The sequence below is a fragment of the uncultured Zoogloea sp. genome, from assembly GCF_937894855.1.
GTDB lineage: Bacteria > Pseudomonadota > Gammaproteobacteria > Burkholderiales > Rhodocyclaceae > Zoogloea > Zoogloea oryzae.
This window is the reverse complement of record NZ_CALAYQ010000015.1, coordinates 1-11,272: the sequence shown is the minus strand read 5'-3', so window position 1 is coordinate 11,272 and position 11,272 is coordinate 1. Positions and strand designations below refer to the sequence as shown.

The window sequence follows — 11,272 nt, the reverse complement described above, 5'->3', positions numbered from 1 at the left end:
TGCGCTGCGAAGAGGGCCGAATTATAAAGAACTATCAGAAGACGTCAAGAGGTTTCTTTCGACAATGCATTTTGACGTCGCCAAGGTGAAGCACACACACCCTGATCCCGCGGACGTCTGTGGAGCGCACCCGATCCGCGACGCCTCGCTACACCGCGGTGGCCACACACATATATGTATTTCTGGCCGACAACGAAGACACCGCAAACAAGACTAGCCCAGACCGGCCCGCCAAATTACAATGCGAGCCTCTCGCGGACGTGGCGGAATTGGTAGACGCACCAGATTTAGGTTCTGGCGCCTTTGGTGTGAGAGTTCGAGTCTCTCCGTCCGCACCAGCATCTCAAGCCTCAATCGAGGCATCTTCAAGCACGCAGCTGCGCCCCACTACAGGGTTGCTGCGGCTTCCAGCCTGACTCCCAAGGCGAACTCAGACTTCCTCGCAACAACTCCAACGCCGTCCCCAGGGGTGGCGCTCCAGCACTTCAGGCAACGCACGCGCGATCAGGAGCGGGCGGCCCCTTCCTCCTCCGGCTCGTCACGGAAGCTCGTCGCGATTTCCGCAAACTTGCCGGCGACCTGCTCAAGCGCATCGACAATATCCGGATCGAAGTGGCGGCCACGTTCGGCTAGCATCATGAAGATCGCCTGCTCGTGGGGAAACGGCGGCTTGTAAACCCGTCTTGAAATAAGTGCATCGTAGACATCCGCCACCGCCATCAGCCGGGCCGACAGCGGGATCGCATCGCCCGCGATACCCTGAGGATAGCCGCTTCCGTCCCAGCGCTCATGATGGCCGTAGGCAATCTCGGCGGCGTAATGGAGGAAAGGTGCGTCAATCAGGCCGCCGAGGGCGTCCTCGGCCTGCTGGATCGCATCGCGGCCGGATTCGCAATGCCGCTGCATGATCACCCACTCTTCCGGCGTGAGCTTGCCGGGCTTGAGGAGAATCGCGTCCGGCGTGGCGACCTTACCCACATCGTGGAGCGGCGCCGACTTGAAGAGTTGCTGGATCACGTCGTCGTTGAGATCGCAGGAGAAGCGGGGATGGTCACGCAACGCCTCGGCAAGGATCCGGACGTAATGCTGGGTCCGGCGGATGTGATTGCCGGTTTCGTTGTCGCGCGCCTCGGCCAGGGCACAGAAGGCGGTGATGGTGGCGGCCTGGGCAGCGATCACTTCCTGCTTGCTGGCAACGAGCCTGCGGGCCTGCTCGCTGATCTCCGCGGTGCGCTCGGCGACCATCAACTCCAGATCGGCATTACGGCGCTGGAGCGCCCGGGTTGCCTTCGACAGCGCCAGATGCGTTCTGACACGAGCCAGCACCACGGGCGGCGACACCGGCTTGTGGATGAAGTCTTCCGCGCCAAGGGAGAAGCCCAGTTCTTCGTCTTCAGGGCGATCGAGACTGGTCAGGAACATCACCGGGATGGACCGAGTCGATTCGCTGGCCTTGAGGCGCCGGCAGACTTCGAAACCATCTAGCTCCGGCATCATCACATCGAGCAGGATCAGATCGGCCGAGCCGCCTGCCTCGAGAAAGCCGAGGGCTTCGACGCCGTTGTTGGCCGGATGCACATCGTAGTGCTCGGACAACACGTCCTCTAGAATCAGGAGGTTGTCGGCCTGATCGTCGACCACCAGCACATGAGCACGCTGTTTCATTCCCCGCCCCCGGGATTCGGACATATCGGTTGCAATCATCGATGCTTCATCACGCAAGCCAGCTTGGCGTGCGGTACAAAACCATTTCCATGAGCCTGATCTTCAGTTTTCCGCCAGTCTCGGCACCATCGGCCACGACCCTGATCTTGGGTAGCATGCCCGGCGAAGCCTCGCTCCGCGCCCAGGAATATTACGCCCATCCACGAAACCTATTCTGGAAGATCCTCGGCGAATTGATCGACGCCAACCCGGATCTCCCCTACCCCGCCCGACTCCAGAAACTGACTGGCGCCGGGCTGGCCCTGTGGGACGTGCTGCAAAGCTGCAAACGTGAGGGCAGCCTGGATGGCGACATCGATCCGCACTCCATCATCCCCAACGATTTCGCGACCTTTTTTGCCTCGCATCCCCGCATCGAACAGGTGTTCTTCAATGGCGCCATGGCAGAGACAAGTTTCCGGCGCCATGTACTCAAGCAACTCCCGGCGGATACAACCCGGTCGATGCGCTTCACGCGCTTGCCATCCACCAGCCCGGCCAACGCCGGCTTCAGCTACGCCCGGCGCCTCGAAGCCTGGCGACAGATCATCACCGCCAACAAGGCAGCTCAGGTCTCCTTGACGTAGACCCCAGGCGCGTCAGCAAGTGCCGGGAACGCATCGTTCGCCACCGGGCGTGCCGCCACCAGTTCGCCGCTCTGGGGCTTGAGCCACGCCATCCAGTCGTCCCACCAGCTGCCCGGCTGGGCTTCGTGGGCGGCGTGCCAGTCCTCGGCCTTATCCGTGCGGCGCGCCGGGCCCACCCGGTAGCTGCGCTTGGGTGGCTTGACCGGCGGATTAACGATGCCGAGGATGTGGCCGGAACTCGACAGCACGTAGCGCTTCGGGCCGCTCACGTAGTTCATGGTGCGGAAGGTCTGGCGCCACGGGGCGATGTGGTCGTCCTCGGCCGACACGGCATACACCGGCTGGGTGATCGCGCCCAGATCAATGGGCTCACCGGCCACCACCAGGGCGTCCTTCTCGATCAGCTTGTTGTGCAGGTAGAGCTCGCGCAGATACCAGGCGTGCATCGCGTAAGGCATGCGCGTGGTGTCCATGTTCCAGTAGAGCACGTCGAAGGGCGGCGGCGTTTCGCCATACAACCAGCCGTGCACCACGTAATGCCAGATAAGGCTGTTGGAGCGCAGCAGGCGGAAGGCGGACGCCATCTCGGCGCCATCCAGGTAGCCCTTGCGCTCCATGTTCTGGGTGAGGAAGCGGATGCTGCCCTCGTCAACAAAGACCTCGATGTCGCCCGGCTTGTGGAAATCCACCAGCGTGGTGAATAAGGTCCAGTGGGCCACGGGCATTTCTTCGGGTTTGAAGTGGCGGTTCGCCCAGGCCATGTAGGTGGATAGCGCCGTACCGCCGATGCAGTAGCCCACCGCATGCACCTGGGCCGCGCCGGTCAGGCCGCGGGCGGTGTCGATGAGCGGCTGGATGCCTTCGGTGAGGTAATCGTCGAAGCGCACGTCACGCATGTCCTCGCCGGGGTTCTTCCAGCTAGTGATGAACACGTCGAAGCCCTGGTCGACCAGGTAGCGGATCATGCTCTTCTTCGGGTTGAGATCGAGGATGTAGAACTTGTTGATCCACGGGGTGACGATGACGATCGGTGTCTCGTGCACCTTGGCCTTGGTCGGCGTGTAGTGGATGACCTCCAGCAGCCGGTTGCGGAACACCACCTTGCCCGGCGTCGTCGCGAGGTTCTCGCCGACCTTGAAATCGCCCGGGTCGGTCATCCGGATGTTGCCGGCCGACAGATCATCGAGAAAATTGCGGAAACCCTGAACGAGGCTCTCGCCATTGGTTTCAATGGCCTTGCGCATCGCCACCGGGTTGGTCAGCAGGAAGTTCGACGGCGCCATCGCGTTGAGGGCGTTCCGCCACCAGAACGCAGCCCGCCGGCGGTCCTTCTGCGAGAGCCCCGGCGTTTCGTAGAGCATGTCCTGGAAGTGCCGGGTCATCAGCAGATACCACTCCTTGACCAGATCCCAGGTCGGCGACTCGGCCCACACCGGATCGACGAAACGGCTGTCGTCGTCCACCGGCCGGACGGGGTCGGCGCTGGGCAGGCCGACGATCCGGCGCATCGAATGCCACTGGAGCGCCCACAGGCTGTTCGACATGCGCCCGAGCGCCTCGGCGAGTTCCTGGGGATGGGCCATCCAGGCCAGCTGGGCATGCACCAGCGGCGCCGTCATGCCCAGCGGGTCGACGGACGACTCCACCGAATCGTGCAGCTGGCGCAGCGACTTGCGTGCGACATCGATGGGAGGAACGGGATCGTGGCGGGGCATGGTGACAACTCCTTCATATTTTTTGGCCCGGAATCCGGACCTGAACGGCATGTCTGCCGTCAGACAAAATCGTGATCCAAGCAGGTTTCAGTTCGATTGACATTCGTCAATCCGGTTGCGAACATGGGTCGCCATATAATTAGAAAGCCCACCCCGAAGGCCCACCCTCACCAAGGAGTGACAGCATGTTCCGCAACATCCTCGTACCCACCGACGGCTCCGAACTTTCCACATCCACCGTCGCGCGCGCCATCGACTTCGCCAAGGAAGCCGGCGCGAAGCTCACCTTCTTCTACGCCCAGCCCGATTTCCCGACGCCGATCTACGGTGAAGGCGCGCTGTTCGACCCGACAACCCCGGAGCAGTTCAGTCGCGCCGCGGCAGCCGAAGCCGAAAAGATCCTCGGCCTCGCCAAAGCCGCTGCCGACGCCGCCGGCGTGAGCTCGATCGGTGACACCGTCATCAGCGAGGTGCCGTTCGAGGCCATCATCGCCTCGGCCGAGCGCAACCGCTGCGACCTGATCTTCATGGCCTCCCACGGCCGTCGTGGCCTGAGCGGCCTCCTGCTCGGCAGCGAGACCCAGAAGGTCCTCACCCACAGCAAGATCCCAGTGCTCGTGTATCGCTGATACGCTCCGCGCCACTCACCGCAGTCCGATCCGCCCGGTCGGCGCCCCACGGCGTCACCGGGCGTTGTATTTGGTGGGCGGGATGCCGTCAGGCGACGGCAAAAAAGAAAAAGGTCAACCATGTTGACCTTTTGTAATCCCTCGCCACGCCGTCGCTTCAATCCCCCTGCTGCCGGATCCACGCCTCAAGCGACGCCGCGTTCATCGGCTTGCCGTAGAGGAAGCCCTGCATCTCCTTGCAGCCCATGTCCTGCAGCAGCTGCGCCTGGCTCTCGGTTTCCACGCCCTCGGCGGTCACCTCCAGCCCGAGGCTCCGGGCCAGCTTCACGATCATCGTGGCGATGCAATCCTCGGCGGTTTCCGGGGTCAGCTCACGCACGAAGGCGCGGTCGATCTTCACCCGGTCGAAGGGCAACCGGTTGAGGCTGCCGAGGGATGAGAAGCCACAGCCGAAGTCATCCACCGCCACGCGCAGCCCCAAGGCCTTCAGCTCGCGCAGTTGCCGGGCGACGGACTCCGGGTCTTCCATCGCCACCGATTCGGTGATCTCCAGCTCCAGCCGCTTCGGGCTCACGCCAGTGGAGGCGATCACCCCGGCGATCTTGGCCACAAAATCCGGCTCGCGGAACTGGGCCGCCGAGATGTTGATGCCCACCCGGAACGGCGGCAGGCCTTCGCGATCCCAGCGCACGATCTGGCGACAGGCCTCGGCAAACACCCAGTCGCCGATGTCGACGATCAACCCAGTGTACTCGGCCAGCGGGATGAACACCTCCGGCGACACCGCCGCGCCATTGGGCTTGACCCAGCGGATCAGCGCCTCGCAGCCCACCACCTGGCCGCGGGTGGGCGACACCTGCGGCTGGTAGTGCAGCTCCAGCCCACGCCCCAGGTTGAGGTCGGAGCGCAGCTCGTTGAGCAACTGGACGCGGTTCTGGGTGTTGGCTTCCATCTCGGTCGAGAAGAAACGCCAGTGCTGGTCGCCTTCCTGCTTGGCGTGGCTGAGGGCCAGATTGGCACGCTTGAGCAGTTCCACCGCCCCGCCCTGCACCGACGCCACATCCACAAAGCCGGCCCGCGCCCGCATCGGAATCGAGTGGCTGCGCACATGGAAAGGCGCGGCAAACACCTCGAGGATTGCCCCGGCGCCCCGCGCGTCCGGTTGCCAGCACACGCCGAAGGCGTCGCCCGCAACCCGCGCCACCAGCGCCCCCTCACCCACGTGGGCCTGCAGCCGGCGGGTTACCTCCACCAGCAGCAGATCGCCGCTGCGATGGCCGAGGGCGTCGTTGAGCTCGGAGAAACGCACGATGTCGATGATCCCTAGCATCCACCCGGCTGGCGTCAGGCTGGGCAGGCGCTCGTCGAGTCGGTCGAGGAAGCGCGTGCGGTTGGGCAGGCGGGTGAGTTGATCGAAATACGCGAAGAAATTGAGACGCTCGAAGAGCACCACGTTCTCGAAGCCGATGCGCAGATTGACGCACAGCACTTCGATCACCTGGCGGATCAACGCGCTGGACACCGGCGGCAGGTCGAGGTGGATCAGCGCCTCCTTGCCGTAGCTGCTGCCAAGGTAAAGGCAGCACGCCTCACCTTCGAAGACATGCCCACGGCGGGCCAGCCCCTGGCGGAACGACGCCCGGAGCGGCGTATCGCCCAGCGCCAGCGTCGGCTGCCCGACCAGACCGCCGTAGCGCCCGCTGGCCGCCAGCACGCCCAGCGATTCCTGGTCGCCCTCCCCGTCCCGCCAGTCGATCGGGCCGATGAAGGCTGCGTCCACCTGTGTGCCCAGGAGGGCCGTCAGGTGACCGAGGGCCGCATCGGCAAACGAGCGCACATCCCGCGGAGTGAACAGCTGATTGCCGGCCTGGATCAGGAACTCGAGGCCCTTGCGGCTGGCGTGGAGTTCGCACAACTGCTCGTAGGAGCGGATCGCCGCGGTGAGCGTCGTGACGAGCCGGGTGTGCGTAAGCTCGGCCTTGGTGCGGTAGTCGTTGATGTCGTATTCGCGGATCACGCTCAGCTCGGGCGCGTAGCCCGGCTGGCCGGTGCGCAGGATGATCCGCACGTCGGACAGACGCAGTTCCTCGCGGATCACCCGGACGAGATCCAGCCCGGCATCGTGGCGTTCCATCACCACGTCGAGGAGGATCACCGCCACGTCGCCGACCCGCCCGAGCGTCTCGCGGGCCTCGGCGGCGGAATAGGCGTGCCGCAGTTCGAGACTGCGCCCGCAGAACACCGCGCCCTGGAGCGCGAACTCGGTGGCCTGATGCACTTCCGCATCGTCGTCAACCACCAGCACCTTCCAGCAATCGGGGCTGAAAGCCGATGGCGCCGGGCTCTCGTCGTCGAGAAACTCAACCAGCTCGTCAGTGCAGGGCGAAGCGGAGATATTCATTTCCAGTAAATCCGGGCGCCGCGTGCCGTCGGCACTCTTACGGTCAATGTACCGGTAACGGCACAGGAACGACCCGGCTTTAACCCTAAGTGGAAGTACGCTGTCCGGTCTTCCGGCCCTCGCCGAATCGGCGCAGAATCTTGCGGAAAGGCGCATTGCGCGCGCATACCACCACTTTACGGAGGCCTCCCATGAGCACCCTGGAACGGCTTGGCAGCCTGGACATGACCTGGCTGCAGATCGAGCAGCGCACCAACCTGATGCAGGTCGTCGGCGTGCTGGTGCTCGCCACGCCCCTCGACGGCGCAGCCCTCGTCGACTGCCTCGCCACGCGCCTGCTGCCGATGGAGCGCTTCCGCCAGCTCGTGCTGCGCGACACCGCCGGCGCCATCTGGGAAAGCGCGCCGGTCGATCTCGACGCCCACATCACCACCGTCAACCTGCCGGCGGACGACCACGCCGCCGGCCTGAGGGCGCTGATCGGCGAACTCGCCGCCACGCCCCTCGACCCCGCCCGGCCCCTGTGGCACCTGCACCTCGTGCCCGACTACCAGGGCGGCAGCGCGCTGATCGCCCGGGTGCACCAGTGCATCGCCGACAGCATCGCGCTGATCCGCGTCCTCCAGTCCCTCACCGACGCCAGCCCCACCGCCGAACCGCCCCTGCCGCCCGAGGCGCCCAATTTCTTCGACCGGCTGTGCGCCCCGCTCACCGACGCGGTGATCGACGGCATCAAGCTCTCCGGCGCGATCTGGGCCCGCTACCTGAGCCTGCTCTTCAACCCCACCCAGGTGTTCGACTACGCCCGCGCCAGCACGGCCCTCGCGCTGGAGATCGGCAAGCTCGCCGGGCTGCATGACGACAGCCACACCTTCCTGAAGGGCGAGCCGAAGGGCATCAAGCACGTGAGCTGGAGCGTGCCGATCGCCGAGTCCACCGTGGCAGCCATCGCCCAGGCGCGGGAGACAACCCCCAACGCCGTGCTGCTGGCGGCCCTCAGCGGCGCGCTGCACGGATACCTCAGCCGCCAGGGCGAGCGGACCACCGGCACCGAGCTGCGCACCCTGATGCCCGTAAACCTGCGCAGCGAGGACACGCCGGACGTGCTGGGCAACCGTTGGGGATTCATGCCGCTGGAGCTGCCCGTGGGCATCGCCGACCCGCTCGACCGGCTGGCCGAAACCCACCGGCGCGTCGCCCACTTCACCGAAACCTACGACGCCCAGCGGGCGCTGGGCATCTTCAGCCTGATCGGCCAGACCCCGCGGGCGGTGCAGCTGCAGGCGCTCAAGCTGCTGGCGACCAAGAGCACCGCACTGCTGTGCCACGTGCCGGGTGCCCACGAGCCGCGCTTCCTGGCCGGTACGCGGATTGTCGAACAGATGTTCTGGAGCCCGCCGTCGGGCGACCTGGGCCTCGCCGTCAGCATCGTGAGCTACAACGGCAGCTACCAGGTGGGGCTGCTGGCCGACACCGCGATGGTGCCCGCCCCGGCCGCCATCACCGACCAGATCCAGGCCCAGCTCGACGCCCTCGGCGCCAAGGCTCCGCGCCGGCGCAAGGCCCCGGCCTGACGGCGCTCAGCTGCGGCGCGGATCGAAGGCGTCGCGCACCACGTCGGCAAACAGGTTGGCGGCCAGCACCAGCACGAACATGAAGATGAAGGCCGCCACCAGGCTCCACCACACCATGGGCTCCCGGGCGAGCTCCATCCGGGCGGCGTTGATCATCGTGCCGAAGCTCACCGTGCCCGGATCGACGCCGATGCCCACGTAAGAGAGCACCGCCTCGGCCAGCACCAGGCCCGAGAAATCCATCACCAGCGCGATCAGCACCAGATGCATCAGGTTGGGCAGCACGTGGCGGGCCAGGATGCGGGTGGTGGACACGCCAAACGCCCGCGCCGCCTGCACGTACTCCAGCTCCCGCAGCTTCAGAGTCTCGCCCCGCAGGAGCCGGCACAAGCCCGTCCAGCTGGTCATCCCGAGGATCACGCACAGGGCCAGCAGGCGCGCATCGGCCCGCTCGGCCGCCGTCTCGAACCAATGGGGATGGGTGTCGATCACCACCTGCATCATCAGCACCGCGGCCGCGATCAGCAGCACGCCGGGGATCGAGTTGAGCACGGTGTAGAGGTACTGGATCACGTCATCCACCCAGCCGCCCAGATAGCCCGCCATGATGCCCAGCGCCACCGCCAGCGGCAGGGTGACGAGGGTCGTGAGGGTGCCGATGACCAGCGCCGTGCGGATGCTCTTGAGGGTCAGGAAGAGGACGTCCTGGCCGACCTTGTCGGTGCCGAACACGTGATATTCGACCGCCAGCGCCGCCAACGGGCCGGCCAGCAGGGCCACCACGCCCACCGTGGCCAGCACCGAGCGCCACGCCAGCCCGCCCTTGCCGCGCCAGATCGCCCGCCAGGCCGCGCCAACCGGCACCCGCCGCGACCGGGCCACGCCCGCCACCAGCACGCCCGCCAGCGCCACCCAGCCCACGGCGGCTGCCGCAAGGCCGATGCCGACGCGCCCGAGGATGTCGCCGGTCTGGTCTTCGGGATACTTGAGGCTGCTGCCGCCAAACTTCAGCCGGGGGAATTCCCGGCGCTGGGTGCCGTCCGGCCCTTCCAACGTCTGCTTGGCGAAGAGCTGGTAGGCCAGCGGCGCCGAGTAGGTCTTCTCGACCCGCGTGCGCAGCGGCGCGGCCACCGCGTCGAGGGCGCTGCGCACCTCGGTGGATAGCTGCGCCTTGTCGCCCGATCCGCCGGCCGGCGCGAGGCGCTCCCGGTAGTGCAGGCTATCCACCACGCCCACCAGCAGGAACATCGCCAGCACGGTGAGCGAAGCCATGCCCACGCTGCTCTCCCCCACCCGACGCCAGGCGTCGCGCATGGGTTCGCTGCGCCGGGCGCTCCACGCCGCAAGCAGCACGCAGGCGATGAGGCCGAAAAGCAGCAGATCGGTCCACAGGACCACAGGCTGGAATCCCATCAATCCAATTCTCCATTGCGCCGCACGCCACCCGTGACGTATGACGCCAGAGGCACGGACGAGGCCGGCTGCGCGCGGCCGCTCCGAAGCGGCCGGCCTGCCCCCCAGTGGGGGGAGGCGCCGCAGGCGCGTCGGGGGGCGTCCATCACTCTAGCCTCACCCGCGGATCGACCAGCGTGTACGACAGGTCGGTAAGGATCAGCCCCGCGATGTAGAGCAGCGATCCGATGAACACCATCGCCCGCACCACCGGAAAATCCTGGGCGTTGATGGCGTCGATGGTGTAGCTGCCGAGGCCCGGGATGCCGAAGAAGGATTCGGAGATCAGGCTGCCCATGAACAGCGTCGGGATCACCACCACCACGCCGGTGAGGATGGGGATCATGGCGTTCTTCAGCACGTGGCGGAACAGCGCCTGAAGTTCCGACAGGCCCTTGGCCCGGGCGGTGCGCACGTAATCCTTGCCGGCCTCTTCAAGAAAGATGGTGCGATACCAGCGGGCGCTGCCGCCGATGCCCGAGATCACCCCGATCACCACCGGCAGGATCAGGAAGCGCCACGAATCCAGCCCGCCGCCATAGCCCGAGATGGGCACCAGATGCCACACCTTCGACACCAGCCACTGACCGCCGATGATGTAGAACAGCCCCGAGATCGACATCATCGCCACGCACATCACCACCCCCGCAAAATCCAGATAGCTCGCCCGGAAGAACACCAGCAGCAGCGCCAGCGACACCGTGACGAACAGCCCCAGCACGAAGGTCGGCAGCGCGATGGCCAGCGACGGGCCCATGCGGGTCTTGATCTCGGTGGCAATGTCGCGCCCGTCGTCGGCCCGGCCAAAATCAAAGGCGAACATCTTGAGGGACTTCTCGAAGAAGATGGTGTTGGTGAGCTTGTCGGCGCCGTCGGCCGCGGCATTGAAGAGCAGCGGCTTGTCGTAGCCCCGCTCCACCTTCCAGCGCTCGATGGCCTCGGGCGTCACGCGCTTGGCGCCCAGTTGCATCCTCGCCATGTCGTCGGGCGTGTTGACCACGAAGAACAGGGCGAAGGTGAGGAGATTCACGCCGATGAGGATCAGCGGCGCGTAAAGCAGGCGTCGGACGATGTAGGCAAACATGGCGCAATCCTACATGGCCCGGCGCGGATGACGAAGCCCCGAAGCCCGCGCGCGCCTTCTATCCTGTAGGTCGGACTTCAGTCCGACACCCCCAGCCGGATTCACGCACCCCGTCGGACTGAAGTC

The 11,272-nt window shown here is 65.8% G+C and carries 8 protein-coding genes and 1 tRNA gene; 4 read left to right on the top strand and 5 right to left on the bottom strand.

Annotated features, from left to right (window positions below):
* Nucleotides 1–254 precede the first annotated feature (254 nt).
* A tRNA-Leu gene (locus tag Q0672_RS01275) sits at nt 255–338 on the top strand.
* Between the two features lie 166 nt (nt 339–504).
* Here the strand turns inward: Q0672_RS01275 and Q0672_RS01270 are convergent.
* Complete coding sequence (locus tag Q0672_RS01270) at nt 505–1,689, bottom strand: HD domain-containing phosphohydrolase (protein WP_298618927.1); 1,185 nt, start codon at nt 1,687–1,689, stop codon at nt 505–507.
* Nucleotides 1,690–1,706: 17 nt separating this feature from the next.
* Here Q0672_RS01270 and Q0672_RS01265 point away from each other — a divergent pair, with 17 nt between their 5' ends.
* Nucleotides 1,707–2,291, top strand: coding sequence for a DNA-deoxyinosine glycosylase (locus Q0672_RS01265; protein WP_298618925.1), 585 nt, complete (start codon nt 1,707–1,709; stop codon nt 2,289–2,291).
* Here the strand turns inward: Q0672_RS01265 and Q0672_RS01260 are convergent.
* A complete protein-coding gene (locus tag Q0672_RS01260; RefSeq protein ID WP_298618929.1) occupies nt 2,273–3,910 on the bottom strand; it encodes a class I poly(R)-hydroxyalkanoic acid synthase in 1,638 nt (545 codons plus the stop codon). The genes Q0672_RS01265 and Q0672_RS01260 overlap by 19 nt on opposite strands.
* Nucleotides 3,911–4,191: 281 nt before the next feature.
* Here Q0672_RS01260 and Q0672_RS01255 point away from each other — a divergent pair, with 281 nt between their 5' ends.
* Nucleotides 4,192–4,635, top strand: a complete 444-nt coding sequence (locus Q0672_RS01255; RefSeq protein WP_298618923.1) for a universal stress protein — start codon at nt 4,192–4,194, stop codon at nt 4,633–4,635.
* Between the two features lie 157 nt (nt 4,636–4,792).
* On the opposite strand, the gene Q0672_RS01250 is transcribed toward Q0672_RS01255, so the two are convergent.
* On the bottom strand, nt 4,793–7,036 hold the full coding sequence (locus tag Q0672_RS01250) for an EAL domain-containing protein (RefSeq protein ID WP_298618921.1): 2,244 nt from the start codon (nt 7,034–7,036) through the stop codon (nt 4,793–4,795).
* 191 nt (nt 7,037–7,227) lie between these two features.
* On the opposite strand from Q0672_RS01250, the gene Q0672_RS01245 reads away from it, so the two are divergent.
* Nucleotides 7,228–8,610, top strand: coding sequence for a WS/DGAT domain-containing protein (locus Q0672_RS01245; protein ID WP_298618919.1), 1,383 nt, complete (start codon nt 7,228–7,230; stop codon nt 8,608–8,610).
* 6 nt (nt 8,611–8,616) lie between these two features.
* Here Q0672_RS01245 and Q0672_RS01240 read toward each other — a convergent pair whose 3' ends face one another.
* Together Q0672_RS01240 and Q0672_RS01235 are read right to left on the bottom strand one after the other, a co-directional pair.
* Nucleotides 8,617–10,023 carry an ABC transporter permease gene (locus Q0672_RS01240; protein WP_298618917.1) on the bottom strand — a complete coding sequence of 469 codons (1,407 nt, stop codon included), beginning with the start codon at nt 10,021–10,023 and terminating at the stop codon, nt 8,617–8,619.
* 145 nt (nt 10,024–10,168) lie between these two features.
* Nucleotides 10,169–11,146: an ABC transporter permease gene (locus Q0672_RS01235; protein WP_298618915.1), complete on the bottom strand. Its 978-nt coding sequence runs from the start codon at nt 11,144–11,146 to the stop codon at nt 10,169–10,171.
* Nucleotides 11,147–11,272: the final 126 nt, after the last annotated feature.

Bases quoted from the DNA above. Each gene is read 5' to 3' on its own strand.
- Q0672_RS01255 (WP_298618923.1), top strand. From the start codon at position 4,192: ATGTTCCGCAACATCCTCGTACCCACCGACGGCTCCGAACTTTCCACA.
- Q0672_RS01250 (WP_298618921.1), bottom strand. From the start codon at position 7,036: ATGAATATCTCCGCTTCGCCCTGCACTGACGAGCTGGTTGAGTTTCTC.
- Q0672_RS01265 (WP_298618925.1), top strand. From the start codon at position 1,707: ATGCTTCATCACGCAAGCCAGCTTGGCGTGCGGTACAAAACCATTTCC.
- Q0672_RS01260 (WP_298618929.1), bottom strand. From the start codon at position 3,910: ATGACGGCGCCGCTGGTGCATGCCCAGCTGGCCTGGATGGCCCATCCC.
- Q0672_RS01245 (WP_298618919.1), top strand. From the start codon at position 7,228: ATGAGCACCCTGGAACGGCTTGGCAGCCTGGACATGACCTGGCTGCAG.
- Q0672_RS01270 (WP_298618927.1), bottom strand. From the start codon at position 1,689: ATGTCCGAATCCCGGGGGCGGGGAATGAAACAGCGTGCTCATGTGCTG.
- Q0672_RS01235 (WP_298618915.1), bottom strand. From the start codon at position 11,146: ATGTTTGCCTACATCGTCCGACGCCTGCTTTACGCGCCGCTGATCCTC.
- Q0672_RS01240 (WP_298618917.1), bottom strand. From the start codon at position 10,023: ATGGGATTCCAGCCTGTGGTCCTGTGGACCGATCTGCTGCTTTTCGGC.